Raw genomic sequence first — 23,507 nt, forward strand, 5'->3', positions numbered from 1 at the left:
GTTGCGGATCCGCCCTCGCCCTTAGAGGGCTTGGATCCACTCATGAATGCTGTACTCTATCCACACCTGATGCTGCCAGTAGGGGTCGTTTTCAATCAATTGGCGCACGGTCTCTTCGCTATCCGCCGCGTAAATGGCAAAAAAGTAGCGCAGGTCTTTCGTAGGACCAATGGTGATGAGCACCCCTTGGGCTTTTTGAGCCGCAAGGCCGTCGAGGTGTGCTTGGCGATGGGGGGCACGCCGTTCGAGGACATCCTCACAGTAGCGTCCCCAAGCCACAAATTTGGTCATTTGATCCTCCTAGGCTTGTTCGGCAGCCAGTTGTGCCAGTTGTTCCTGCTGATCACGGCTGATGCAGGCTTGAATAATGGGTTCTAGATCTCCTTCTAGGACACTGCTGAGGCTAAAGTTCTGTCCCAAACGGTGGTCGGTGACGCGATCGTCTTTGTAGTTGTAGGTGCGAATTTTTTCGGAGCGATCGCCCGTACCCACTTGGGAGCGACGCATTGAGGTAATGGCTTCCTGCTGTTCCCGCAGCTTCATTTCGTAGAGTTTTGCCCGTAGGATTTGGAACGCGCGCTCCTTGTTTTTCAGTTGGCTACGCTCTTCGGTGCAGAAGATGCGAATACCCGTCGGCTTGTGGAAGAGGTCAACGGCTGTTTCTACTTTGTTGACGTTTTGGCCACCAGCACCTCCGGATCGCGCTGTGGTGAGTTCAATATCCTTGGGATCAATTTCTACTTCCACTTCATCCACTTCGGGCATTACCGCCACGGTGGCCGTAGAGGTGTGAACTCGGCCCCCCGCTTCGGTGACAGGCACCCGCTGCACGCGATGGACACCGGATTCAAACTTCAGCTTGCTATAGACGCGATCGCCTTTGATTTCGAGGATGGCTTCCTTGAAGCCCCCCATTTCTGCAAGGGATTCACTGACTAAGCTCACCTGCCAGCCTTGGCTTTTGGCGTAGCGGGAGTACATTCGCACTAAATCCCCTGCCCAAATTCCCGCTTCATCGCCCCCAGCACCCGCTCGAATTTCGAGCATGATGTTTTTATCATCATTGGGGTCACGGGGCAGCAGCAGAATTTTTAGGCGTTCCTCCAGTTCGGTAATGCGGCGGCTGAGATCCGCGACTTCTTCTTCAGCCATCTGGCGTAGCTCGGGTTCATTGACTGCTTCTTTAAGCAGTTGGCGGGCATCCACCAGTTGCTGATTGAGGGACTGCCATTCGTGATAGGCGTTCACCGTCTCCTCTAGGGCAGCACGGGAGCGAGCCACCTTCTGAAATTCGGTTGGGTTGACCGCCACATCGGGATCCGCCAAGCGACGGGTAAGTTCTGTAAAGGTTTGCTCGACAGTGCGAAGTTTTTCCAGAAGATAGGCTTCTGCCATAGGAAGGGCGGCGATACTCTAGACTTTGCGGGAGTAGTACTCAACCACGAGGAGTTCATTGACTTGGAGAGCAACCCATTGCCGTTCGACAATACCAGTGACTCTGCCGGTGAGGGTGCTTTTATCCAGTTCCAAGTGGCTGGGAAGATTGGCAAGACCGGGATTTTGAAGGTTGGTTTCCACCAAGCGGCGCGATCGCTCATTATCGCGGACGGTAATCACGTCCCCCGGACGGCACTGATAGCTGGGAATAGATACACTGCGGCCATTGACCAGAATATGGCCATGATTCACCAGTTGGCGGGCTGCTGGAATCGTTGGTGCCATCCCAAGGCGGAAAACAGTGTTATCCAGCCGCATTTCCAACAACTGTAGAAGGGTTTGCCCCGTGGAACCACTGACCCGACGGGCTTTGCGCACATAGCGTACAAGTTGCCGCTCCGAGACCCCGTAGTTGAAGCGCAGTTTTTGCTTTTCGTCAAGGCGCAGGGCATATTCCGAACGCTTTTTGCGGGCTTGGCCGTGTTGACCGGGGGGATAGCTCCGCTTGGGGGCTTTGCGGGTGAGACCAGCCAGTTCACCCAGACGACGGACAATTCTCAAACGAGGGCCACGATATCGAGCCATGCAACTATACCCAACCTACAGTGATGATGGTGTCCAACCAAAAATGTGCAAAAAATACACTGATTTGCCGAGGGCAACTTAATCAGCTTGCCTAGTATATCAAGGGGATGGGCGCGATCGCAACCCTAGGACGAGGATTTCTAGGGCAAACGCATAGTAGAAAAGTAAGCCAATCGTTTGTGGGAATGCCACCATGCCAACCCTCTGCCCGTCTGCTCGACCACGTCAAAACCCTAGAAGACCCCCGCGCAGAACACTTGCTAGAGCATCAACTCCTTGACATCATTGGTCTGACCATCTGTGCCGTCCTCTGTGGTGCAGAGGTGTGGGTGGCGATTGAGGACTACATGACTGGACTGTAGTGTACGAAGTGTACGATAAAGACTTAATCTCGTCCCCATCGTAGCTGGCTTTCGCGTCGCGGTGGCGAATCGATAAGTGCGGGGAGTCCATGTAGCTCACCTTTTAGGTAGAGCGCGGGACTGATAGCTCCCTGAACCCCTCATTAAGTTAGAGCAACAGGTGTAACCCAATCTCTTCGATGGAACTGATCCAAGCTGCCCTGCCGGCCTTTTTGCGGGGAGCACTAAATACACTCATTTACTATTGTCAGTGTGATTGCCGGCGTGGACTTAACCTCAGTGATGCGGGTGTGGGTGATTCGCAACAGTAGCCAGCCATTTCCTCTGTATGCGCTGGCCTTAATTCTCTACCTGCTAATGAGTTTGCCGATCGCGTGGTGGGGACGGCGTTTGGAGCAGCAGCTAAAGGCTAGAATATCTTAAGGTTTGCACATTCTGGAGCCGCTTTCCCTGTGAGCGATCGCCTGCACCTGACCCACTTACCCAGTCTCGCCACAGAACGGGACGGCCAAGATGTTATCCGAGGTCTGACTCAGCAACCCAAGTCTCTTCCCTCCTACTACTTCTACGATGCTGCGGGATCACGCCTCTTTGAGCAAATCTGTGAGCTGCCGGAATACTACCCCACCCGTACAGAATTGGGCATTTTAGAGACCGCCGCCGGGGCGATCGCCCAACTCACGGGCGCCTGTGAACTGGTGGAACTGGGCAGTGGCAGCGATCGCAAGATTCGCCTTCTCCTATCGGCCTATGCCCACATACAACCTCGGCTGTACTATCGTCCCATTGATGTCAGTGGCTCGATCCTCAAAACCAGTGCCATGGCTCTTCTTGCCGACTATCCGCAGCTCAGTATTCATGGTCTTGTCGGTACCTATCAAGTGGGATTAGAGCACCTACCGCCCCCCTTGGCACCTCGGCGCTTGCTCTGCTTTCTCGGTAGCACCATTGGCAACCTCTCCCCCAGCGAATGCCAGACCCTTTTTCAACAGATTCATCGGGTTCTTAGGGACGGGGACTATTTCCTGCTGGGCGTGGATCTGATCAAAGACACGAGTATTTTGCTCCCTGCTTACAACGATGCCCAAGGGGTGACGGCTGCCTTTAACCGCAATCTCCTCCATCACCTCAACTGGCGCTTTCAAGGAAATTTTCAGCCCGCAGCCTTTGCTCATCGCGCCATCTATAACCCGATTGCCCAGCAAATTGAAATGTATCTCGATTCACAGCAGCGGCAAACCGTTACCTTGGCTGCCCTTGATTTTCAGTGCACTTTTACTGTGGGTGAACCGATTCTCACCGAAATTTCCCGCAAGTTTGATCTTGCTGCCCTCAAGGCGGCATTAACGGCTGCTGGATTTCGATGGATCAAGGCCTTTACCGACCCTCAGCAGTGGTTTGCCCTCTGCCTCTGCCAGGTTTAGAGCGAAGGCCTTTGGAATAGGTTAGAATCAGGGAGAAAAGCCGCCTTCATGGCTCAGGTTGCGGCATTGATAGCTCAGCGTGGAAGGATTCTATGCCCATCGGAGTACCCAAAGTCCCCTACCGGATGCCCGGTGAACCCTACACCCAGTGGATTGACATCTACAACCGTCTCTATCGCGAGCGGATTATTTTCCTTGGTAAAGAAGTCGATGATGAGATTGCCAACCAAATTGTGGCGGTGATGCTCTACCTTGACTCCGAAGATCCGGGCAAAGACATCATGCTCTACATCAACTCCCCCGGTGGCTCCGTCACCGCTGGCATGGCAATCTATGACACGATGCAACATATTAAATCCGATGTCGTCACCATTTGTGTGGGTCTGGCTGCCTCGATGGGGTCTTTCCTCCTTGCAGCCGGTACCAAAGGCAAACGGTTGGCATTACCCCACTCCCGCATCATGATTCACCAGCCCTCTGGTGGTACCCGTGGCCAAGCAACGGATATTGAGATCGAAGCTCGCGAAATTTTACGGGTACGGCGACAACTCAATGAGCTATACGCCCACCATACCGGCCAGCCCCTCGAAAAAATTGAGCGGGATATGGATCGTGACTTCTTCATGTCCGCCGAAGAGGCAAAAAACTACGGCTTGATTGATCGGGTGATTGAGGAGCGTCACAGCTAGTTTGCTGGCACATTGGCTGAGAGTTCAAATGAACATGAGGTTGAACATGTTGCAATTGCTCAAGTCGGCTATCGGCATTCCCCTTGTGATAGGTGGCATCCTTGTCCTAGGAGTAGGTCAACCAGCGCGTGCCCAAGGCGCCAGCCCGTTGCCTCCGGAAATGATGAAGACCATGGTTGAGCAGCTGAGTGATTCCTTGGCAAAATATGTGTCACGGGCAAGTTGTACAGATATCGCCCAGTTGCTCAAAATGCTACCCACCAATGGTACTAACCCAGCTCCCGATTCCGGTTCCATCATCGGTGCTGCTATCCTGTCAGTCAGAAATAATCCGGAGCTGCAAGGGATCATTGTCTCGCGAGTGGGGCCACCGCTGGTCAGTAAAGTTGTGGAATGCAACATGATTTCGGCGGATCTACTGCTGAAGGCCATGAGTCAATCCCCCTCCAACCCCTAAAAGGAGCAACCCATGACTTGGCGTGCCACAACCACTGCGTTAGATCGTATCTTTGCCAGCTTAGCGTATCTGCTGCCGCTCTTCTACGTCATGCCCTTTGGTGGCTTTTTGTTTGATTTGTTTCCACCACTGCAAGCACTGGTGTTAGTGGTTTTACCGGTAGCCTTGATCTACTCCATTCCCTTTGCTGGCCTAATCGTTTTTATGCTGTTGTACCTGCTGGTGGTGCGCAACAGTCGTATCAGCCTTTTTATTCGCTATAACACGATGCAGGCACTGTTGATGGGGATTGTGCTGTTTATTGTCCAACTACTGGTACAACTGCTGATCCGCGTTGCTAGTTTTGACCTGCTGATTAAAGTGCTCTTCAACTTTGTCTTTATTGCCACGGTGATTGGCGTCGTCTATGCGGTGGTGCAGTCTGTACGCGGCATCTATGCCGAAATTCCCACGCTGTCGGATGCCACAAAAAGCCAAGTGTTTTAGGGGATGCGAGGGAGTCCCTCATCCCGTATGATCAGAAGGTGACGCTACGAAAAACGACAACATCATGGAAACACTCAAAATTACCGTTTATATCGTTGTGACCTTCTTTGTCCTGCTCTTTGTTTTCGGGTTCCTTTCGGGTGACCCAGCTCGTAACCCCAAGCGTAAGGATCTCGAGTAATCCTCGCCAAAGGGGGTGGGCATCGGGTAACGTAACTAGGCAGTGGTCGTGAGGAAGTTTGGCCGTTGTTGTTTTTACCCCTTTTTGCTAGTCTGCCCCCCCCTGCACAACCCGCAGAAATGACTGAGGTCAGCGGCGCATCACCAGCGGAGCTACTTGGAACAACGGTAGCTCCTGATCTTAGCAGTACAACGCCGATCAGCCCTAGGCCAACACCGAATTTTACAGCCCCCCTCCGTCTTGGGGAGGCCAATGCTGAAACGCCCGTTGTCCGTGATCAACCCTTAGAGGTGACGGCCGATCGCCAAGAGTTCGATCTGATGCGGCGCTTGTTTAATGCCATTGGCAATGTTTTCCTCCGCTTCAAGGAAGCTGAACTCACCGCTGATCGCATTCAAACCGATATTGACGCCCAAATTCTGGTGGCGGAAGGTAATGTGACGATTACGCGCGGCGATCAAGTCTTGCAGGGCGATCGCTTGGAATATAACCTCAGACTCGATCAAGGCTCTCTCACCAATGCTCGCGGCGTCGTCAATACCGCTAGGGTGGATCAAGACCTGAGCCTGACCCGCTCTCCTAGCCCCCCACCCCTTAGCCCTCTCCCCGGTCTTGACGAACAGGGCACAGATCTCCAAGCAGAAGTGACAGAAACCTTTGATCGGTTGCGCTTTGAGGCCGATCGCCTAGAGTTTGATGGTCGCCGCTGGTTTGCTGCCAATCTGCGGATTACCAATGACCCCTTTAGTCCGCCAGAGCTGGAAGCACGGGCTCAGGAAGCAACAGCAGAGCCCCTCAGTGCCGATGAAACCCTGCTCAAGGTACGACGGGGTCGTGTGGTCTTTGATCAGCGGGTGGCCTTACCCATTGTGCTGCGGCGGTTTGTTGTAGGTCGTCCCTATGAAGTGTTGCCCTTTGAGTTTGGCTATGATGAACAAGATCGCGGCGGCGTATTTCTCGCCTATCGGTACAGAGCAATCAATACCCCCAATACCCAAATCACCTTCCTGCCATCCATCTATTTAGAACGGATCATCAACAATGACTTTGATGTTTTTGATGCTAAAAGCTACGGGGCGGCGATCGAGCTAGGCCATCGGTTCACGCCGCAGACTCGTGTGCGCGGTTACGGCTTCTTGAATACGCTCAACCCTAACGACTGGCCGAGTACGTCACGCGCAGGGGTAGACTTGTTCCACAATTTTGATGCCCGCAATCTCCTAACGGTTTCTGCCCTTTATCGCCAACGGGTTTTTAATCGTTCCCTTGGGGAGCAGGAAATTACCAGTAGCTTTGGCGGCACGTTCAGTGGTACAGGTATTCCCTTAACTCAGGGCCTAACACTCAGTTATCTTCTGGGAGGTCAATACGTCACGGCAGCCAGTGATGATCCCTCCCTACCCCCTAAGCCAAGCCTAGGTCGTCTTCAAGCTGCCGCAAGTCTTAACTGGGTGATGCCCATTTGGCGGGGCACTCCCTTACCGCCGACGCGAACCCAAGGCCTGCGCTATAGCCCCCGTCCTGTACAACCCTTCTTGCAGTTCTATAGTCAGGTAGGCGGTGTAGCGAACTACTATACCAATGGCAGTACCCAACCCGCGTTAGTTGCAGGGGCAGGGTTTCGGGGTCAAGTGGGTCATTTTTCTCGTCATTGGTTTGACTACACCAGTTTTGATGTGGGATTTACACAGACATTGAGTGAGCCATCCTCGCCCTTTCTCTTTGATCGGATTACTGACTTTAGTGTGCTCAACGTGGGATTGTTGCAGCAGATTTACGGTCCGCTGCGAGCGGGTGCCCAAATGCAAATTAATGTGGACACAGGGAGAGTTTTTGATACAAACATTATTGTGGAATATAGCCGTCGCACCTATGGGGTGGTGTTTCGCTATAACCTCGATCGCCAGTTGGCGACGATTCTTTTGCGCATTAATGGGTTTAACTGGCGCGGCAATGCTGATCCCTTTTCCAGTCCCGGACTGGGTACGGCGACCGATGGTGTGATTCGCTCCAATTAGGATGATGCTTCTATGCCAACACCCAATGTACGTGTTTTTCCAGATTTGGCTGCCCTGACGGCGGCGGCAAAGCAGTTTGTTCTTGAGCAGGCCACTGGGGCGATCGCCCAACGGGGGCAATTTATGCTTGCCCTTGCCGGCGGCAACACGCCTAAACCGTTGTATGAAAGCCTTGTTTGTGCGGATACTCCTTGGTCACGGTGGCACATTTTCTGGGGTGATGAACGCTATGTTCCCCTCGATCATCCCGACAGCAATGCGGGGATGGCCTTTCAGGCGTGGCTCAATCATGTACCGATTCCCAAAAATCAGATTCACCCAATGCCAACGGCGGATGCGGATCCGCAGACCGCTGCCGATCGCTATGAGCAAATCCTGCGCCAAACCTTTGGCATCCGTGAAGGAGAAGTTCCCAGCTTTGATCTGATTTTGCTCGGTATGGGATCCGATGGCCATACGGCCTCCCTGTTTCCCCACACAGCAGCCCTGACGGTGGGCGATCGCCTGATTACCGTGGGCAACAAGGATGGCCAGCCCCGCCTCACCTTCACGGTGCCCCTGATTAACCATGCCCGTCAAATTCTCTTTCTTGTGACGGGTGCCAATAAACAAACTGCTCTACGTCATATTTTCTCTGGGACGACTGATCCCCATCTCTATCCGGCACGGCTGATTACTGGCAATGCCCTTTGGTTTTTGGATGCGGCGGCGGCTGAGGGTGTCGTTGCAAACACCTAGGCTGTGGGTCTGCCCCGTTCGTGAATGGCCTGAATAATTGCAGTATTGGCTTTCGGAAAGGGAAACTGCTCCAATTCCTCAGGGGTCACCCAACGGATGGCATCGCACCCCAAGGGCTGAGGACTTCCTGAAAGATGCTGGCAGTAATAGACATGGAGCGTCACCCGAAAATGGGTGTAGGCATGATCAATGTCAATCAAATGCTCACCAACACTAATCTCAATGCCCAATTCCTCACGAATTTCCCGCTGAATACACTCCTGAACCGTCTCATTGGGTTCAATTTTGCCCCCCGGAAACTCCCATAGTCCCCCCAATAGACCTGTTGGTGGCCGCCGATCAATGAGAATCTGACCTGCCGCATTCCAAATCACCGCGACACCAATCTTTTTATGGGGTAAGGGGGAACGGTTCATTTTGCGAGGAATCTCATGGGTTAACTGCTGTTGGTAAGCGACGCAATGGTGTTGCCAAGGACAAGCATGACACAGGGGTTGGTGGGGTGTACAGATCGTTGCCCCCAGATCCATCAGGGCTTGATTAAAATCGCGGGGGGCTTGGGGACACAGCAGTTGCGCCGACCACTGCCAGAGTTGGGCTTCCGCTTGCTTGGGGGGGATCGTGAGTCCATAGAGACGGGCAAGCACCCGTTTGACATTGCCATCGAGAATCGGCTGGGGCTGATTAAAGGCAGCACTGAGGATCGCACCTGCGGTACTGCGACCAATTCCCGGTAATGCCACCACGGCCTCGTAGGTGCAGGGAAATTGCCCCCCATGATCGGCCATGATCTGTTGAGCCGCGCGGTGCAAATGGCGTGCCCGTGCATAGTAGCCCAATCCCTGCCACAGTTTCAAGACGGTTTCCAAATCGGCAATCGCTAAGTCGGCGATCGCGGGAAAGGTGGCTAGCCAACGCTGATAGTAGGGAATCACCGTGGCCACTTGGGTTTGCTGGAGCATGATTTCTGAGACCCAGATGGCATAGGGATCGCGCGTGTGCCGCCAAGGTAAATCCCGCCCCTGCTGCTGATACCACTGTAAAAGTGCAAAACGAAGGGCAGGTAGTGTATACCCGCCCCCACTGTCCTGTACCGTTGGCATGGGTTATTTGCTGTCTTCCGCTTGGGCAGCCGCTTGGAGCGATCGCTCGAATTCAAGACGTTGCTCGGCACCGCGCAAGAAGTAACCGCTCATCATTGCCGAAGCCAAGAGACGCCCAAGGTGCTCCCGATTCGTGGTAATGGAAACCTCAAACCCCTCCGGTGGCAAGTAGCCCAGCAGGTTACCAATGTGGCGTTCCATCACAATGGCCATTTCTGGCGACGCGGGACGGGACAGGCGAGCCACCACTTCTGCATCCAAACTTTGCAGATAGTTCCAGAGGGAATCAGCACTTTCTTGAAGATTGCGAGGGTTCATGGTTGGCTCCATAGAGTGTCCTCCCAAAAAGGTAGTCTGGCCAACAGGTCAGCGTGCCTGTGATAGCCTAGCTTTAATCTAGCAAGGGTGAATTTTAGGTGGGGGGTGGGAGAACCGATCTCCCAAGGTCTCATTTTCCGTCCCCGTTTTTATTATTATTTAGTTAATAAAAATAGGGTTGTTCTGGGTGAATTCCTATGACGGAACGTGATTTGTTTGACCTTGCGCCCTACATTGATCATACCCAGCTTGACCCCTTGGCAACCACAGCGGACATTGAACGTTGCTGTGCTGAAGCAGAACAATGGAAATTTACCGCCGTCTGTGTCATGCCCGTCTGGGTGAAGACGGCAGTCCAGTTGCTCCACCGCACACCCGTAAAAGTGTGTACTGTTATTGGCTTTCCCAGTGGTGCCCACACCAGTGCCACGAAACTCTATGAGGCGCAAGAGGCGGTTGACAGTGGGGCAACTGAGTTGGATGTGGTCATTAACTTGGGTTGGCTCAAGGAGGGAAACACCGAGGCCGTCTATCGCGATATTGCCCAAATCTGCGCGGAAACGGGGGTGACCGTCAAGGCAATTTTGGAAACCACGGTGCTGACAGAGGAAGAAAAACAACTGGCCGTGGATATTTGCTTGGATGCGGGGGTGGCTTTCCTGAAAACCAGTACGGGCTGGCGCGGGGGTGCCACGGTTGCCGATGTGCGTCTGCTCAAGCGCCTGAGTCGCGATCGCGTGGGCATTAAGGCCTCTGGCGGCATTCGTACGCGGGAGCAAGCCCTTGAACTGATTAATGCGGGTGCCACTCGCTTAGGTACATCCCGCAGCCTCGACTTGATGCAGGTCTAGCTATTCACCGGTAATCGCAAGGGGACTCACCCACACTGGCGGACAACAACCATAGGGGGTGACTTCAACTTCAGTGCCCAGATGGAGAATACCTTTCAGCAGGCTGCGAATATCGCCGGCCACGGTGGCCGCTTCAATGCTGATGGCTTCGCCGTTGCGCAACAGCCAACCGTCAAAGGGGAGGGAAAATGAGCCTTGAAGGGCTTTCACGCCCGCGTGGAGGGCATGGAGTTCGTCAATCCAGACAAGACCATCGGCGCGATCGCCCCCTTCACCCGCTGGGACATCGTAGAAGTGACCACTCACTGTCACCTTTGCCCCTAAGTTGGCATGCCCCGTGGGCTGGGTTTGAAAGCGACGCGCCGTACCGGCACTGTGGTAGAGACCCGTGAGAATGCCCTGCTCAATCAGAGGGGTGCGGCGGGTGGGGGTACCTTCGCCATCAAAGAGGGGCTGACCCACATTCTGGGGATGGCGGGCGTCGTCGTACACGCTCAAAAGGGAGCTGGCGATCGCCTGATGGAGGGATTCTGGCGTCGAAAGGCTCTGGCGATCCAAAATGTTTTGGGCATTAAAGAGATTGCTAAAGGCACTGAGCAGGCTGAGGAAGGCAGCGGGTGAAAAAAGCACTGGGTACTGGCCAGAGGCAATCGGTTCATAGGCCAAGTGGCGAATGGTTTTGTCGGCCACTTCATCAATACAGCCCGCAATGTCTAAGTGCTCAAGATCGGGACTGATGCGAATGGCACCCGCACTGCGGGGTTTGCGACCCGCCTCATCGGTTTTGCTGTAGAGATAGAGCGTGGTTGTGGTGCTGGTTTGCTGGCGATCGGCTCCCTCGCTGTTGAGATAAAACCGTTCTATGCGCCGCTGGCTGAGACCATTGTAGGGCACACTAGCGATCGCTGGATGTCGCCCCAACAGCTCCCGCTCGGCGGCAATCAGTTGATCTAGGAGGGTTTTTGCCGAGGCAAGGGGCAGATCCGCCGTTGTAAGTGTTGTGTCACCAAGGGGGGCGGTGGCCAAGGGACTAAAGTCGGGAATATCCTCTGTAACACCAAAAGCACTGGCTTCTTTGGCCATTTCTAGAGCCGTCTCTAAACCGCGATCGTCCAATTGGGTGGTGCTGGCAACCCCTAGGGGACCCGTTGAGTTCCACACCCGCACGGTAATCCCCGATCGCTGCGAGGCCTTCACCTGTTTGGGTTCCCCCTGCTGTACTTGGACACTCACCTCATCCACATGGGAGCCACCAAGGTCAAATTTTTCAATGCCAAGGCGGCGGGCGATCGTGGCTACCCGCTCATGGAGGGTTAAGGCAGGGGTCAGGGTTACCGTCATGGTGTTCGGATCAGTGCATTAACAAATCTTAAAACTATTCTAGCCCTATCCTCGGCGTGGTGGGCGATCGCCTAGGTGGGTTAAAAATCACATCGTTTCTCGCTAAGATTTTTGGAGCAATGTTGATCGCGAGAAGAAAGCCATGGTGCAACCATCCCTAGGGGTCGATGGTGACGGTGAATGGTTGGGGGGAAAATCGCCCCAGTGGTCTGAGCGCCGCGCCCGCCTTGAAGAATTAATTGTGACACTGCGGGTTGCCGATGAATTGGCGGCTGGTAAATACTTGATTACCAGTGGTGAATTGGCAGAATTGATGGATGTGCACGCCAGTGCCGTCACCAGTCGCGGTGAAGAATGGACATGGCGCAATTGGCAGATCTCGCGGGTGCGCCGTGAAAGCAACCAAATTCTCTGGCAATTGGAACGCATTGATGTCGCCAAAGAGCAGTCCTCAGAATTGCCCCCGACGTAGTTTGCGAGCGAATCATGGAGCTGGATTTTCCCCTTGAGTGTTTTGACCACGATTTAAGTGCGACGGCCTTAGCGCACTTTCTGAATGCGGATCAGTTGGCCGTGGATACGGAAACCATGGGCTTGAATATTCCCCGCGATCGCCTGTGCTTGGTGCAGGTGTGCGACCCAGAGGGACAAGTAGCAGTGATCAAGATTGCCCGTGGCCAGAAAGAGGCTCCCCACCTGCAGCAACTCCTCGAGCACCCCTGCATTACCAAAATCTTTCACTATGCCCGCTTTGATTTGGCCACGTTGCGCTACCACTTGGGGATTCGGGTTCACCCTGTCTTCTGCACCAAAATTGCCAGCAAGATTGCCCGTACCTATTCCCCCCGCCACGGCCTCAAGGACTTGGTCTTGGATTTGTTGGGCATAGAAATTGATAAATCCGCCCAAAGTTCCGACTGGGGCAATGCCATGGCCCTGCGGGAAGATCAACTGCGGTATGCGGCCAATGATGTGCGCTATCTGATTCCCCTGCGGCAGCAGCTCACAGCCATGCTGAAACGGGAAGAACGCTTTGAGTTAGTGCAAACGGCACTGAGTTGCCTGCCCGCGATTGTGGATCTGGATTTAGCGGGGTACACCCAAGTCTTTGAGCACGGCTAGGAACGGGTCAATGGTCGAAACAGAAGTTGGCTGGCCACGCTGACACCGTTCACAAAAGGGGCACTCATAGCAGTATTTCGACACTTGGGTCTCGGAAACTTGAGGGAGATTCTGCCCCTGCTCATAGGCTGGCAGCCATTGGCGCAGTTGGTTAAGGCACTGCTCTAGGGTGTGGTGGATTTGCTCGTGGATGGCCTCACTGTAGGGAAAGGCGTAGAAATTTGCTCCCTTCTCTCCTTGGGCAAACCAGTAGGTCATGGAAATCTGGCTGGGGGGGTAGGGACTAGTGGCTGCTAGGAGATAACAGTAAAGGCGAGTCTGCCAATGACGGGCTAAGGTGTCTGGGGCGGGTGGGTGGGCATAGGTTTTCCAATCGAGAATCTGCGCTTGCCCTTGGCCAAAAATCACGTAGTCATACACGCCCACAAGGGTGAATTCCTGCCAGCCCAGACTGCGGACATGCTCTGCTTCCCCTTGACCCTCAATCATGGGCGGTGGCATGGTTTGAAAGGCCGCAAACCACGGTTGTAATTCGGGCTGCGCCTCAAGAATTGGGCGGATATCGAGTCCTTGAAAGTGCTGTTGCATCAGGCGGTGGAAGTCGCGACCCTGCTTTTGGGCAGTGGTTTCCGTTAATTGTGTGGCCTCTGGCAGCATCAAGCTGTCAAGATAGCGGTACTGATATTGCCGTGCACAGGTTTGCAGGGTGCGCAGATGGGCTTGGGAAAGTTGCATCGTCTAGATCCAACCCAATAGTGTCATGAGGCCGTAGAGAATCCAGAGCGTGGCAATGGCGATCGCCCAATAGGGGGCAGCCCAAGATTGCTTTTGCTGTAAATCCGGGGAGTGCCACTCACTCAGCTCAACAAAGGGAACTGTCCCACGTCGAAACCAGCCGCGTACCACCAGCGATCGCCCCGCCAAGGTTTTCAGATAGGCTGGCTCAAGGATTGGCCAAATCGGCCCCCAAGCTCGATGGCAGCGCAGGGGAAACAAGCCCTGATCCGTCTGCAGCCACAGGTGCTGTCCTAGACCATTGCGCAAGCCTGTCACTGCCCGTAAATGCCCCTTTAGTTCGACAACGGGACTATCAAGGGGCAAAAGACGATGAAGAAGCTGACCCAAGGTGTAGGTTTGGGGTGGCCGAGGCGGGTAGTAGGCATTCAGGCGTAAAAAGAGACCTAACCCAAGGCCAATGGGAATGAAGCCCCGTGCCAAGGTAGACCAATCCGCCAACCACCACAGAGGAAAGGCGATCGTCCCCGCCCGCAGTGCAAATTGACCAACGCCCGTGAGGATAATCGTCGTGATGACTCCCGCGATCGCCCCCCAGAAGGGAGCCAGTTGTTGCCCAGCCCGTTGACAGCGAAGGGAGGAAGTCGAGGGCAGGGAAAGCAGGGGTTCCAGTCGCCATTGCCGCGCATAGGTCATCAGGGCTTGCAGGCGTAGTCCAAGGGGACGATGGGAGGAGGTCAAGCGAAACCAATACCGCAGGGGATGGGCGGTATCCCAGCGGAGCAGCATTGGCCAATCGAGGGGTTGATTGCCCCACAGGGCAGCTTGGGTTGGATTTAGGGGTAGAAGCAGGCGCAAGGATTCTAGGGGGGCACCGATTTCCCCTTGGGCACACACCGTCGTTGCTGTGGCTGCCATGAGGCGAAACCAAGCAAGTATTAAGGTATTGGGATTACCGATCAAGGCTGCCCCTTGGCGATCGCTATAATACTGCCGCAACTGATTGCTCCAGAAGCAGAGCATCTCTAGTCCGCGGAAGAGAAGATAACTCCCCTGACCCACTATGGCACAGAGGAGATAGAGGGTACCCCTGATGATCCGCCGTCTCCAGTGCTTGCCATAGGGAGGGGCAAAGCGATCGCCCCAACGGCTGCACCAACAGTACAAGTCATAGGGCAGTTGCAATAGCAGTACAAGGGGGGTCACTAGGGTATTCAGCCCCAGCCGTAGTTGGGCAATTTCACTGGCTATTAAAGCCAGCAGTTCCTCGCCAGAGAGCGATCGCAATAGACCTTCGCTGACAATAATGCGGCGCTGCCAGCGTCCATAGCTAAAAATGATCGGTGCTGCCGTCATCAAGCAGCCTATTTGGGGACGGGGTTGCCACCACGACCACGACAAACGCCCCAAGAGCATCACCGTTTCGGGGCTATACTCCTCAAGTTCGCCAAGACTCACAGGACGCAAACCATAGCCAGCTCGCAATCGCCATGACCACAGCCAACTGCCACCACTGAGTAACCCCAATCCCAAGCAGCCCAGCAAAAACCACGCCATCACCCCTTCCCAGCCCCGCAGGAGTGCCAGTGGATCATTGGCGTAGTTGAGGAGGCCTGCAATCAAAACCTGTAGCGGTTTTTGGAGTAGCCACGCGATCAGCAGCAGTGTTGCCCCCTGACTTAGCCAGAGATAAATGCGAGGCACCGGTCGCAGTTGCATAGGCGGCCTTGAACTCGGCGCTGAAACACACTCAAGGTAGGAGGAAGTGGGTTCCTCATCCAAATAGCGTTCTAACTCTGGCAGATGTTTTTGCGCCCAAGCCTGAATGGAGGGGAGGGGCGATCGCGCTAGGAGTTGACACAGATCAATGGCCTCTTGCCACTGGCGGGTGTGGGCATAGGCTTTAATCAGGTGCAGATGAGCCTTGAGACCTTCGCGGCGTTGACCGTGGCTGGCAATGACGGCTTTGAAGGCGGCGATCGCCAGTTGATAATCTCCGCGATTAAAGGCCGCTAAACCCGCAATATAGCGAGGATCTAAGCGAAAATCGGATTCTGGATCGGGCATACTTGAGTATTCCCCAGATCACGGTTGCTGGTTACCACCAAGGGCGTGGGCTTTCAAATCCTCTAGGGAGACATACTCAAGGGCACTGACATGGGTTGCTTCCAGAATTACTGGGGGAGCTACGTCAGCCTCTAGGGCTTCCCGCCAACGGGAGGCACACAGACACCAGCGATCGCCCGGTTTCAGCCCCGGAAATTGATAGGCGGGCACTGGCGTCGAAAGATCATTGCCCCGCGAACGGGTAAAGGTGAGAAATTCGGCGGTCATTTGCGCACAGACCACATGGGCACCGACATCTCCTGCCCCCGTCCGACAAAAACCATCGCGATAGAATCCTGTGAGTGGATTTTGACAGCAGCACACCAAGGGTGTTCCCAACACATTCATTGCCGTCATTATTGATGCCCCCAAGTTTTTCACCCTAAGTCTAGCTATAGCATAAGCCTGTGCCCAAGAGGCCTATTGCAGCCAGTCCCCGGCCAATGCGCTAAACTAAAACTCAGAAATAGTATTGTTGTTGTTTTGTTTGGCCTATGCCTAGCGTTGTTCCCCAAGAGCGGCAACAGGTTATTCGCAAGCACTACCCCAACTACAAAGTCATTGTCCTCAACGATGACTTCAATACCTTTCAGCACGTTGCTAACTGTTTAATGAAATATATTCCCAACATGACCAGCGATCGCGCGTGGGAATTAACGAATCAAGTTCATTACGAAGGCCAAGCCATTGTTTGGGTGGGGCCCCAAGAACAGGCGGAACTGTACCATGAGCAACTTTTGCGGGCGGGGCTGACAATGGCACCCCTTGAACCCGCATAGGCATTGCCCTTTGTAAAGCCTGTTATCACCGCTATTAAAAACTTTGAATCCTGTTACCTTTCTTCATGTGTCACTATAAAAGGTAGTTTCATAAGGTTGAGGAACTGCCAATGGCCGTCACGACTGCCAAGCGTCCGCCGCGCTTAACCCTGCAGGTGTTGGAGATCGCCGCTGATACGACGGCAATTCGCTGCCTAGATTGGGATCGCGATCGCTTTGATATTGAGTTTGCCCTTGAAAATGGCACCACCTACAATTCCTTTCTGATCAAAGGGGAACAGATTGCCCTCGTAGATACGTCCCATGCCAAGTTTGGCGATCGCTACCTCGAGCAACTCTGGCAACGGGTGAACCCCAGTGACTTGAACTATCTCATTGTCAGCCATACCGAACCTGACCACAGTGGCCTCGTCAAGGACGTATTGGCAAAAGCCCCCCATGTAACCGTGGTGGCCTCAAAGGTGGCGTTACAGTTTCTGGGGGATCTGATCCATCAGCCCTTTAGTCAGCGACAGGTGAAAAATGGCGATCGCCTTGACTTGGGGAAAGGGCATGTCCTTGAGTTTGTGATGGCTCCCAATCTCCACTGGCCCGACACCATCCTCACCTATGATCACGGCACCCAGACCCTCTTTACCTGTGATGTTTTTGGTGCCCACTTCTGCAATGATGATCCCTTTGACACAGAACCTGAACTGCTAGCGCCAGATTTCAAGTTTTACTACGACTGCCTCATGGGACCCAATGCCCGCTCCGTCCTCTCCGCCTTCAAGCGCTTGGAACCCCTGCCCCCCGTGCAACTAGTTGCCACAGGTCATGGCCCACTGCTGCGCCATCATCTCCCGCAGTGGCTAGATTCCTACCGCAACTGGAGTCAAGAGCAGGCCAAAGCAGCAACAACGGTGGCCATTTTCTATGCTGCTAACTATGGTTATGCCAATGCTCTGGCAGAGGCGATCGAACGGGGAGCCGCCAAAACTGGGGTTGTTGTTGAAAAAATGGATCTGCTCACCGCTGAACCCCAAGATATTCGCGAACTCACCGAGATTGCCGCTGGGATCATTATCGGTACACCGCCCACCACTGCCGTTGCTAAAACTGCCCTGAGTACGATTCGTGCGGCTGCCCATGCCAAACAGGCCATTGGGGTCTTTGAAAGTGGTGTGGCCGACGCTGAACCCGCCTATCCCCTGCTGAATCAGTTTCGGGATGCGGGACTGACGCCTTCATTTCCTGTGATTCGGGTCACAGCAGCGCCCACTGAGGCACTGTTCCAAGAGGCGGAAGAAGCGGGTACTGACATGGGTCAATGGCTGTTGCGCGATCGCACCGTCAAGCAGATGAAAGCCTTGGATACTGACCTCGATAAAGCCTTGGGTCGCCTGAGCGGTGGGCTATACATTATCACCGCCCAAAAAGGTGCCATTAACAGTGCCATGTTGGCCTCTTGGGTGGCCCAGGCCAGTACCGAACCTCTTGGGGTTTCCATTGCGGTGGCCAAGGATCGGGCCATTGAGTCCTTTCTACACGTGGGGGATACCTTTGTCCTCAATGTTCTTGAAGAAGGGAACTACCAGCCCCTGATGCGCCATTTCCTAAAGCGATTCCCACCGGGCGCCGATCGCTTTGCCCATGTGAAAACCTATCCAGCCAGTAATGGCAGTCCCATTTTGGCCGATGCCCTTGCCTATATGGAATGTACCGTTGTCAGCCGTCTGGATGCCCACGATCACTGGATTGTCTATAGTACTGTGGATAATGGTCGCGTCTCAAAGCCCGATGGCATGACTGCTGTGCACCATCGCAAAGTGGGGAACCATTACTAAACTCGGGCACTCCCTACTCAAAGTGCGCTAAACTAAGTTTGCTGCGGACGTGGCGGAATTGGCAGACGCGCTAGATTTAGGTTCTAGTACCGCAAGGTGTGTGGGTTCAAGTCCCTCCGTCCGCATTCAAAAGCTTAGCAATTGAGGGCACAGTTTGCAGTTCGCAGCCAAGAAAGCATTGGCAAAAACCTTTCCCTAAATCTTTTTGGGGACTTGACTGGGATGTTTTTCTTTGAAGTGAAGATTTTAGGAGGATGGACACAACTGGACTCGAACCAGTGACCCCCACGATGTCAACGTGGTGCTCTAACCAACTGAGCTATGCGTCCTCGGAATTCCTAATATAGCATACACAAGGCTAACCTTTAAGTAGTTTGACCGTCACATTTGTATCGGTGCGATCGCTCAACGAACGAGTGGCCACCCCTAAAACCACTGGCTCAGTCACCCCCGGTTCAGGATGTTCGATGGTTCGTGCAATCACGGTCAGGCGATCGCTCCCTCGGCCGAGCCGTCCCAAGGAAAATAAATCATTCGCTGCCTGTACCAGCGTTGCCTCAAGGGTACTGCTCTCAATGTCCGGGGGCACTGTGATCACAACTTGCGTTGCCCCGTTGTCATAGACGAGGGTGTATTTGCCGGCACCGGGCACTGGGGAGTGCACAATCGGTACAATACTCAGGGCAAAGAGTCCCACTGTCACAACACCGAGAAACCCCGTAATACCAACAAAGCGAAAGCGCACACCCCAGCGAAAAACAAATGTGAGTGCGGTTAAGCCAGCCATGACAAGGGTGGCAATGCCAGCCCAGCGGCTATAGGTGGCAAAATCGGCGGGGGTCAGCACTACTCTTCCTCCTCATTACTGACAAAACCATTCACAGGGGTTTGATCCTGCTGCAACGCTGCCCGGAGGGTATGCCATGTCAATGTCGCACACTTAATCCGCACCGGGAACTGAGCCACCCCCTGCATGACATTGAGCTTGCGAAACTCTCGAGGGAACTCAAACTGCCCCTTCATCATCGCTTGGAACTGCTCCACCATTTGTAGGGCACGACTCACGGGTTGCCCCCGCAGGGCATCGGCCATCAAATCCGCTGAGGCCATGGCGATCGCGCAGCCTTCCCCCTCAAACTGAATATCCTGAATGATTGTCTCCCCCTGCTCATTGGTGCCTAGGGCAACGGTTAAATCAATGGTGTCGCCACAGGAGGGGTTATGTCCCCGCTGCTGACGATCCACAGGCTGCGTGCGGCCACGGTGGCGAGGTTTCTTGTAGTGCTCTAGGATGACTTGCTGGTAAAGCGTGCGGAGATGATCAAGAGACATTTAGAATACTCTATGCTCAGTGCATTTCCTCAAGGATTTTATAAACTATATTAACGGCTAAGGGCGGTGAGACTTTGCCAAAAAAGCGTCAAGGTGGCTGCTGTGCCGACACCAAACATGAGGGAGCGACCAAGGGGAAAGTTGGCAATGTAGCAGATGCTGTACAAAAAGCGAGCCGCGACAAAACTCAGGCTGGCGATCGCCACCGTTGCATTATCCACCCCGGCAAAAAGGGTCAGCAACACTGCTGCTGCAAAGGGCATAAAGGTTTCAAAGCTATTTTCGTGTGCCCACACTGCCCGCTGCGCAAAGGGGGGCAGTTTCTCAAAGAGGGCACGGGGAGCCGCCATATCAAAGCCCGCCTGCCAGCGCCCCACCACAACAAAAATGTAGGGGAAATAGATCAGCAGCGTTGCTGTCAGTAAACTGGCGGCTAGTAGCCAAGGGATATTGCTCAACATCACCTAGACTCGCTCCAACACTGGCAGCGCACCACTGAGCACCCCATCGCGAGGGGGCAATTCCTCACAGAGAATTTCGCAAGAGTTATTGGGACTTTCAATCAACTTCACCTTATGCAGCGTCGCCCCCAACTGGCGAATCGGTTCCTGTAACAACTGGGCAATGTAAATGGCGATGTTCTCTGCTGTGGGCACCACCGTCGCAAAATAGGGAATATCTTTATTCAAAAACGTGTGATCCAAAGGTTCAATCACCTGTTCCTTGAGCACCTCCTCGAGCTTGACCAAATCAACAATCATGCCCGTCCGCGGATGGATTGCCCCCTTGACCGTAATCTCCACGTGGTAGTTGTGGCCATGGCCGTGGGGGCGAGCACACTTGCCATAGATGCGGCAGTTTTCTTCGTAGCTGAGATCCTCAAGGGCTAGACGATGCGCCGCACTAAAGTGAGCACCAACAGAAAGATAGGCTTCCATAGGGTCTCCCGTGTAGTCCGCCCAAAGGCGGGGGTGTTCAAACAGTTGAATGCGCACAAGGGGTAAATGGGGAGAGAGTCGATCCCAAATCACCCGTGCAATATGTTCAGTCGTGGGTAATGTGGCTTGAAACTCTGGCCACACCTCATTGAGATAGGAAAAATTCAGGGGTTCAATGACTTCACGGCGAATGATGTGCTTGACATCCGATAGGTTCAACACCATGCCAAAGTCATCAACAACGCCGCCCATTGAAACAAACAACTCATAGTTATGACCGTGGCCGGGAAAGCGACTATTGGCACCAAACCGAGCCAAATTCTCTGCTTCAGACCATTCTGGCAACCAGTAGCGATGACTGGCGGCAAACTCAGCACGGCGGTGAATAATACAATTCATGTCAAGTTATGAAGATTTGCAACAATTCAGCAATCTCCCCCTATCCTAACGAATTCTGGTTCCCCCAACCATTGGCTTTTTTGGCACATTTCCCTAAAGTCCGCCAAGGATGAAAGGCTTTTGCCGTACTTGGCCAATCAGCCAGCGCAGACTGTGGTTACTGAGAATCGATAAAGGCCCCATGACCATCAGGGATTTCACCTCTGCACGGCTAATTTTAACTACCCCTCCCGGTTGCAGCATCGCCGTCGAGTGAGTGAGTTCCCGCAGGGTGGCATAGGCAAAGAGCAGCGGCAGCACGCAAAAGAGGCGAATCGGAATTGCCGCCTTGGGCACGGATAGCAAGTAGGCTTGAGCTTCATCGAGATCATGCCAAGCAAGGGCAATCAATTCCTTAATGGCGGCATGATTTTGCTGAAGATGCTCAGCACTGAGGATGGACTGGTGGCTACTGCCTTGGAGCAGCAGAGATTCATTGGGGATATAGATCGAGTTTTCGTGCTCCGCATCCCAAGCAATATCCTTGAGAATGTTCACCGTTTGCAGCGCTTCACCAAAGGCAGCGCAGCGCTTGAGGAGTACTTGGTATTCATCGGCACCAATGCTGGGGGAATGCTCGTACCACAAATCCGTCAGGAGATAGCCAACCGTACCCGCGACGTAATAACAGTACTCTTTATATTCATCGAGGGTTTGAATGCGAATGCCATTGGGATAGAGGTTAATAAACTTTTTCATCCCATGCACCATTTCGCTCACCCAGCGTTGGACGTGCTGTTGGGACGTGAGGGGCAAAGAACGGTAGAGGGCAAAGACGAGTCCCGTATTTTTCACCAGTTGCACATGGGCTGGCTCCCCCTGAACCCCCCGTGCGGTTTCACCATAGCTATTGGCTAGATCGGCACTGTCAAAACACTCCAGCAGGTGATCCAAGAGAGCGGTTTTTGCGGGGATACTGGCAACCGGATCATCCTCAACGGTATCGGCAATGCGACAGATGAGATAGGCCACCAGAACCGCCCGACCCAAATTTCCGGGGAGGAAGCGAATACTGAGGGCAAATGTGCGCGAGACTTGGGGGAGTATCTCTTGGCAAAAGCGCTCAGCATCCTTGACGGAAACTGGGTTCTCCAGCACCATTTGAATCATATGGGGGTTCACTCCTACACGCATTGATCGATAGTTGAGTCAATCCTCGACCGTTCCTCAGGCCAACACTCTAGGGCAGTCAATTCACGATTCTCCAAAAGGGTCTCGCGATCGCAACCCAGCAGGGGACGACTTCCACAAACAAGGATTGAGCAAAATCTATAGCTATCATACTCATTTTTGTTTGTCTAGGTGGCCTGTGACAGTTGCCGAGATTGCCTGAGGTACAATGGTGGATAGCTCACAATTTGCCAGAACAATAACATAGCTTCAACAATTAACAACGGTATCAGATTTGGCGGAAAATGCCTCTCGTCCACCATAGCGGACGCTTGAGTGTGACACTCTTTCCATTGGTCAGTTTCTAAATTGCCCGCGATCGGTCTATCCAAAAGTTAAGACGGTAATCAGCTCGAAAATGTGTACTCCCAGCGTAGCGGTTGTGTCAACAGGCCAGCACAGCAAAGTTCATTAACAATGACTCCATGCCTCGTCCTTGTGCCCCAAGGGGCAGAATATCAAGCGGTACAACGAGGGCTACAGGCGTCCAATGTGGTGATTATTCCGATCCGAGCAGGGGCAGCCACAGTGACCACACCGGCATTGATCAGTGCCCTTGAGGAATCGCCTGCCATGGTTCTCATTTTGGGGGTTTGTGGGGGCTTGCATCCCGATGATCGGGTGGGTGAAGTGGTTGTCTATACTACTTGTCAGGATGAAGCAGGGCAAATGTATTCTTTAGACCAGACGTTATCGGCAAAATTGGCGCCTGCGTGGCGACGGGTGAAAGGCATCACAACGGCGAAAACCGTTTCTAAGGCCCAGGAAAAACAAACCCTTGCGGCTCGCGGGGGGGTGGAGGTGGTGGATATGGAAGGGGTGCCACTCCTCAAGGCTTTAGCGGGAATGCCGGTGGTGATGGTGCGGGTGATCAGTGATGGTGGCGATCGCGACCTCCCCGATTTGAGTCAAGCCTTTGATGCTCAAGGCAATTTGCGGCCGGGGCCACTGGCTATCGCAATGCTGCGCAACCCCCGTGCGGCGGCACACTTGATTCAAGGCAGCCTCAAAGCCCTCAAGGTGCTCACAAGAATTGCCCCAGAGATTGTGCAGCAACTCAATGGCTAAGAT

At 53.8% G+C, this 23,507-nt stretch carries 29 protein-coding genes and 2 tRNA genes; 16 read left to right on the forward strand and 15 right to left on the reverse strand.

Annotated features, from left to right (window positions below):
- Window positions 1–21 precede the first annotated feature (21 nt).
- From RHH81_RS01485 to rpsD, 3 genes are read right to left on the reverse strand one after another with little or no spacing between them, the layout of a single operon-like run.
- Window positions 22–291: a YciI family protein gene (locus RHH81_RS01485; protein WP_302677106.1), complete on the reverse strand. Its 270-nt coding sequence runs from the start codon at window positions 289–291 to the stop codon at window positions 22–24.
- Between the two features lie 9 nt (window positions 292–300).
- Window positions 301–1,395 (reverse strand): peptide chain release factor 1, encoded by a 1,095-nt coding sequence (gene prfA / locus RHH81_RS01490; protein ID WP_206200770.1) that lies wholly within the window; start codon window positions 1,393–1,395, stop codon window positions 301–303.
- An 18-nt stretch (window positions 1,396–1,413) separates the two neighbouring features.
- Window positions 1,414–2,022, reverse strand: coding sequence for a 30S ribosomal protein S4 (gene rpsD / locus RHH81_RS01495; protein ID WP_181495092.1), 609 nt, complete (start codon window positions 2,020–2,022; stop codon window positions 1,414–1,416).
- A 185-nt stretch (window positions 2,023–2,207) separates the two neighbouring features.
- Here rpsD and RHH81_RS01500 point away from each other — a divergent pair, with 185 nt between their 5' ends.
- From RHH81_RS01500 to pgl, 9 genes are all read left to right on the forward strand, one after another.
- Complete coding sequence (locus RHH81_RS01500) at window positions 2,208–2,384, forward strand: transposase family protein (RefSeq protein WP_225901682.1); 177 nt, start codon at window positions 2,208–2,210, stop codon at window positions 2,382–2,384.
- Window positions 2,385–2,563: 179 nt separating this feature from the next.
- Window positions 2,564–2,695, forward strand: a complete 132-nt coding sequence (locus RHH81_RS01505) for a hypothetical protein (RefSeq protein ID WP_310744306.1) — start codon at window positions 2,564–2,566, stop codon at window positions 2,693–2,695.
- Window positions 2,696–2,836: 141 nt separating this feature from the next.
- Window positions 2,837–3,808, forward strand: coding sequence for an L-histidine N(alpha)-methyltransferase (gene egtD, locus RHH81_RS01510; RefSeq protein WP_206200773.1), 972 nt, complete (start codon window positions 2,837–2,839; stop codon window positions 3,806–3,808).
- 92 nt (window positions 3,809–3,900) lie between these two features.
- Window positions 3,901–4,497, forward strand: coding sequence for an ATP-dependent Clp protease proteolytic subunit (locus tag RHH81_RS01515; protein ID WP_225901614.1), 597 nt, complete (start codon window positions 3,901–3,903; stop codon window positions 4,495–4,497).
- A gap of 34 nt (window positions 4,498–4,531) precedes the next feature.
- Window positions 4,532–4,954: a hypothetical protein gene (locus RHH81_RS01520; protein ID WP_206200774.1), complete on the forward strand. Its 423-nt coding sequence runs from the start codon at window positions 4,532–4,534 to the stop codon at window positions 4,952–4,954.
- A gap of 12 nt (window positions 4,955–4,966) precedes the next feature.
- Complete coding sequence (locus tag RHH81_RS01525; RefSeq protein WP_206200775.1) at window positions 4,967–5,440, forward strand: Tic20 family protein; 474 nt, start codon at window positions 4,967–4,969, stop codon at window positions 5,438–5,440.
- Between the two features lie 64 nt (window positions 5,441–5,504).
- Window positions 5,505–5,621 carry a photosystem II reaction center protein I gene (locus RHH81_RS01530; protein ID WP_011056917.1) on the forward strand — a complete coding sequence of 39 codons (117 nt, stop codon included), beginning with the start codon at window positions 5,505–5,507 and terminating at the stop codon, window positions 5,619–5,621.
- A 119-nt stretch (window positions 5,622–5,740) separates the two neighbouring features.
- Window positions 5,741–7,639, forward strand: coding sequence for a DUF3769 domain-containing protein (locus tag RHH81_RS01535; RefSeq protein ID WP_310744307.1), 1,899 nt, complete (start codon window positions 5,741–5,743; stop codon window positions 7,637–7,639).
- Window positions 7,640–7,651: 12 nt separating this feature from the next.
- On the forward strand, window positions 7,652–8,377 hold the full coding sequence (gene pgl / locus RHH81_RS01540; protein WP_302678674.1) for a 6-phosphogluconolactonase: 726 nt from the start codon (window positions 7,652–7,654) through the stop codon (window positions 8,375–8,377).
- Here pgl and mutY read toward each other — a convergent pair.
- Window positions 8,374–9,480: an A/G-specific adenine glycosylase gene (gene mutY, locus RHH81_RS01545; protein ID WP_302677112.1), complete on the reverse strand. Its 1,107-nt coding sequence runs from the start codon at window positions 9,478–9,480 to the stop codon at window positions 8,374–8,376. The two genes, pgl and mutY, sit on opposite strands and share 4 nt — an antisense overlap.
- 3 nt (window positions 9,481–9,483) lie before the next feature.
- Complete coding sequence (locus RHH81_RS01550) at window positions 9,484–9,810, reverse strand: DUF760 domain-containing protein (RefSeq protein ID WP_024124133.1); 327 nt, start codon at window positions 9,808–9,810, stop codon at window positions 9,484–9,486.
- 185 nt (window positions 9,811–9,995) lie between these two features.
- Here RHH81_RS01550 and deoC point away from each other — a divergent pair, with 185 nt between their 5' ends.
- Window positions 9,996–10,649: a deoxyribose-phosphate aldolase gene (deoC, locus tag RHH81_RS01555; RefSeq protein WP_310743275.1), complete on the forward strand. Its 654-nt coding sequence runs from the start codon at window positions 9,996–9,998 to the stop codon at window positions 10,647–10,649.
- Here the strand turns inward: deoC and RHH81_RS01560 are convergent, their stop codons facing one another.
- Entirely contained in the window at window positions 10,650–11,990 is a 1,341-nt protein-coding gene (locus RHH81_RS01560; RefSeq protein WP_310743276.1) for a TldD/PmbA family protein, read from the reverse strand. It abuts the gene before it with no gap.
- Between the two features lie 142 nt (window positions 11,991–12,132).
- On the opposite strand from RHH81_RS01560, the gene RHH81_RS01565 reads away from it, so the two are divergent.
- Both RHH81_RS01565 and RHH81_RS01570 read left to right on the forward strand, forming a co-directional pair.
- The gene (locus RHH81_RS01565) at window positions 12,133–12,462 is read left to right on the forward strand and encodes a hypothetical protein (RefSeq protein ID WP_310743277.1); all 330 of its coding nucleotides are present in this window, start codon (window positions 12,133–12,135) and stop codon (window positions 12,460–12,462) included.
- A gap of 14 nt (window positions 12,463–12,476) precedes the next feature.
- Window positions 12,477–13,112, forward strand: coding sequence for a ribonuclease H-like domain-containing protein (locus RHH81_RS01570; RefSeq protein ID WP_310743278.1), 636 nt, complete (start codon window positions 12,477–12,479; stop codon window positions 13,110–13,112).
- On the opposite strand, the gene RHH81_RS01575 is transcribed toward RHH81_RS01570, so the two are convergent.
- The 3 genes from RHH81_RS01575 to RHH81_RS01585 are packed head-to-tail and all read right to left on the reverse strand — an operon-like array spanning window position 13,077 to window position 16,313.
- The gene (locus tag RHH81_RS01575; protein WP_310743279.1) at window positions 13,077–13,847 is read right to left on the reverse strand and encodes a PD-(D/E)XK nuclease family protein; all 771 of its coding nucleotides are present in this window, start codon (window positions 13,845–13,847) and stop codon (window positions 13,077–13,079) included. The two genes, RHH81_RS01570 and RHH81_RS01575, sit on opposite strands and share 36 nt — an antisense overlap.
- A gap of 3 nt (window positions 13,848–13,850) precedes the next feature.
- Window positions 13,851–15,914: a zinc metalloprotease HtpX gene (locus tag RHH81_RS01580; RefSeq protein ID WP_310743280.1), complete on the reverse strand. Its 2,064-nt coding sequence runs from the start codon at window positions 15,912–15,914 to the stop codon at window positions 13,851–13,853.
- Window positions 15,915–15,932: 18 nt separating this feature from the next.
- The gene (locus tag RHH81_RS01585) at window positions 15,933–16,313 is read right to left on the reverse strand and encodes a DUF2237 family protein (RefSeq protein ID WP_225901683.1); all 381 of its coding nucleotides are present in this window, start codon (window positions 16,311–16,313) and stop codon (window positions 15,933–15,935) included.
- Window positions 16,314–16,447: 134 nt separating this feature from the next.
- Here RHH81_RS01585 and clpS point away from each other — a divergent pair, with 134 nt between their 5' ends.
- The 3 genes from clpS (at window position 16,448) to RHH81_RS01600 (ending at window position 18,683) form a co-directional block, all read left to right on the forward strand.
- On the forward strand, window positions 16,448–16,732 hold the full coding sequence (clpS, locus tag RHH81_RS01590; protein ID WP_206200784.1) for an ATP-dependent Clp protease adapter ClpS: 285 nt from the start codon (window positions 16,448–16,450) through the stop codon (window positions 16,730–16,732).
- Between the two features lie 110 nt (window positions 16,733–16,842).
- Window positions 16,843–18,558, forward strand: coding sequence for a diflavin flavoprotein (locus tag RHH81_RS01595; RefSeq protein WP_302678679.1), 1,716 nt, complete (start codon window positions 16,843–16,845; stop codon window positions 18,556–18,558).
- Between the two features lie 43 nt (window positions 18,559–18,601).
- Window positions 18,602–18,683 (forward strand) — tRNA-Leu (locus RHH81_RS01600).
- 130 nt (window positions 18,684–18,813) lie between these two features.
- Here the strand turns inward: RHH81_RS01600 and RHH81_RS01605 are convergent.
- The 6 genes from RHH81_RS01605 to RHH81_RS01630 form a co-directional block, all read right to left on the reverse strand.
- Window positions 18,814–18,887, reverse strand: a tRNA-Val gene (locus tag RHH81_RS01605).
- Window positions 18,888–18,916: 29 nt separating this feature from the next.
- Entirely contained in the window at window positions 18,917–19,405 is a 489-nt protein-coding gene (locus RHH81_RS01610) for a Ycf51 family protein (protein ID WP_206200786.1), read from the reverse strand.
- Window positions 19,405–19,890 carry a Fe-S cluster assembly sulfur transfer protein SufU gene (gene sufU / locus RHH81_RS01615; protein WP_206200787.1) on the reverse strand — a complete coding sequence of 162 codons (486 nt, stop codon included), beginning with the start codon at window positions 19,888–19,890 and terminating at the stop codon, window positions 19,405–19,407. The genes RHH81_RS01610 and sufU overlap by 1 nt, the downstream gene beginning before the upstream one ends.
- Window positions 19,891–19,940: 50 nt before the next feature.
- The gene (locus RHH81_RS01620; RefSeq protein WP_302677119.1) at window positions 19,941–20,351 is read right to left on the reverse strand and encodes an MAPEG family protein; all 411 of its coding nucleotides are present in this window, start codon (window positions 20,349–20,351) and stop codon (window positions 19,941–19,943) included.
- Window positions 20,352–20,354: 3 nt separating this feature from the next.
- Entirely contained in the window at window positions 20,355–21,227 is an 873-nt protein-coding gene (locus RHH81_RS01625; protein WP_206200789.1) for a 6-carboxytetrahydropterin synthase, read from the reverse strand.
- A gap of 93 nt (window positions 21,228–21,320) precedes the next feature.
- Window positions 21,321–22,376: a phytoene/squalene synthase family protein gene (locus RHH81_RS01630; RefSeq protein ID WP_206200790.1), complete on the reverse strand. Its 1,056-nt coding sequence runs from the start codon at window positions 22,374–22,376 to the stop codon at window positions 21,321–21,323.
- A gap of 477 nt (window positions 22,377–22,853) precedes the next feature.
- Between RHH81_RS01630 and RHH81_RS01635 the strand changes: the two genes are divergently transcribed.
- Entirely contained in the window at window positions 22,854–23,504 is a 651-nt protein-coding gene (locus RHH81_RS01635; protein ID WP_206200791.1) for a phosphorylase, read from the forward strand.
- Window positions 23,505–23,507 lie beyond the last annotated feature (3 nt).

It is taken from the genome of Thermosynechococcus sp. PKX95 (assembly GCF_031583295.1).
Lineage (GTDB): Bacteria > Cyanobacteriota > Cyanobacteriia > Thermosynechococcales > Thermosynechococcaceae > Thermosynechococcus.

Excerpts from the sequence above, each read along its gene's own strand:
- RHH81_RS01485 (WP_302677106.1), bottom strand. The coding sequence starts at position 291 with ATGACCAAATTTGTGGCTTGGGGACGCTACTGTGAGGATGTCCTCGAA.
- prfA (WP_206200770.1), bottom strand. The coding sequence starts at position 1,395 with ATGGCAGAAGCCTATCTTCTGGAAAAACTTCGCACTGTCGAGCAAACC.
- rpsD (WP_181495092.1), bottom strand. The coding sequence starts at position 2,022 with ATGGCTCGATATCGTGGCCCTCGTTTGAGAATTGTCCGTCGTCTGGGT.
- RHH81_RS01500 (WP_225901682.1), top strand. The coding sequence starts at position 2,208 with ATGCCACCATGCCAACCCTCTGCCCGTCTGCTCGACCACGTCAAAACC.
- RHH81_RS01505 (WP_310744306.1), top strand. The coding sequence starts at position 2,564 with ATGGAACTGATCCAAGCTGCCCTGCCGGCCTTTTTGCGGGGAGCACTA.
- RHH81_RS01515 (WP_225901614.1), top strand. The coding sequence starts at position 3,901 with ATGCCCATCGGAGTACCCAAAGTCCCCTACCGGATGCCCGGTGAACCC.
- RHH81_RS01520 (WP_206200774.1), top strand. The coding sequence starts at position 4,532 with ATGAGGTTGAACATGTTGCAATTGCTCAAGTCGGCTATCGGCATTCCC.
- RHH81_RS01525 (WP_206200775.1), top strand. The coding sequence starts at position 4,967 with ATGACTTGGCGTGCCACAACCACTGCGTTAGATCGTATCTTTGCCAGC.
- RHH81_RS01530 (WP_011056917.1), top strand. The coding sequence starts at position 5,505 with ATGGAAACACTCAAAATTACCGTTTATATCGTTGTGACCTTCTTTGTC.
- RHH81_RS01535 (WP_310744307.1), top strand. The coding sequence starts at position 5,741 with ATGACTGAGGTCAGCGGCGCATCACCAGCGGAGCTACTTGGAACAACG.
- pgl (WP_302678674.1), top strand. The coding sequence starts at position 7,652 with ATGCCAACACCCAATGTACGTGTTTTTCCAGATTTGGCTGCCCTGACG.
- mutY (WP_302677112.1), bottom strand. The coding sequence starts at position 9,480 with ATGCCAACGGTACAGGACAGTGGGGGCGGGTATACACTACCTGCCCTT.
- RHH81_RS01550 (WP_024124133.1), bottom strand. The coding sequence starts at position 9,810 with ATGGAGCCAACCATGAACCCTCGCAATCTTCAAGAAAGTGCTGATTCC.
- deoC (WP_310743275.1), top strand. The coding sequence starts at position 9,996 with ATGACGGAACGTGATTTGTTTGACCTTGCGCCCTACATTGATCATACC.
- RHH81_RS01560 (WP_310743276.1), bottom strand. The coding sequence starts at position 11,990 with ATGACGGTAACCCTGACCCCTGCCTTAACCCTCCATGAGCGGGTAGCC.
- RHH81_RS01565 (WP_310743277.1), top strand. The coding sequence starts at position 12,133 with ATGGTGCAACCATCCCTAGGGGTCGATGGTGACGGTGAATGGTTGGGG.
- RHH81_RS01570 (WP_310743278.1), top strand. The coding sequence starts at position 12,477 with ATGGAGCTGGATTTTCCCCTTGAGTGTTTTGACCACGATTTAAGTGCG.
- RHH81_RS01575 (WP_310743279.1), bottom strand. The coding sequence starts at position 13,847 with ATGCAACTTTCCCAAGCCCATCTGCGCACCCTGCAAACCTGTGCACGG.
- RHH81_RS01580 (WP_310743280.1), bottom strand. The coding sequence starts at position 15,914 with ATGCCCGATCCAGAATCCGATTTTCGCTTAGATCCTCGCTATATTGCG.
- clpS (WP_206200784.1), top strand. The coding sequence starts at position 16,448 with ATGCCTAGCGTTGTTCCCCAAGAGCGGCAACAGGTTATTCGCAAGCAC.
- RHH81_RS01595 (WP_302678679.1), top strand. The coding sequence starts at position 16,843 with ATGGCCGTCACGACTGCCAAGCGTCCGCCGCGCTTAACCCTGCAGGTG.
- sufU (WP_206200787.1), bottom strand. The coding sequence starts at position 19,890 with ATGTCTCTTGATCATCTCCGCACGCTTTACCAGCAAGTCATCCTAGAG.
- RHH81_RS01620 (WP_302677119.1), bottom strand. The coding sequence starts at position 20,351 with ATGTTGAGCAATATCCCTTGGCTACTAGCCGCCAGTTTACTGACAGCA.
- RHH81_RS01625 (WP_206200789.1), bottom strand. The coding sequence starts at position 21,227 with ATGAATTGTATTATTCACCGCCGTGCTGAGTTTGCCGCCAGTCATCGC.
- RHH81_RS01630 (WP_206200790.1), bottom strand. The coding sequence starts at position 22,376 with ATGATTCAAATGGTGCTGGAGAACCCAGTTTCCGTCAAGGATGCTGAG.
- RHH81_RS01635 (WP_206200791.1), top strand. The coding sequence starts at position 22,854 with ATGACTCCATGCCTCGTCCTTGTGCCCCAAGGGGCAGAATATCAAGCG.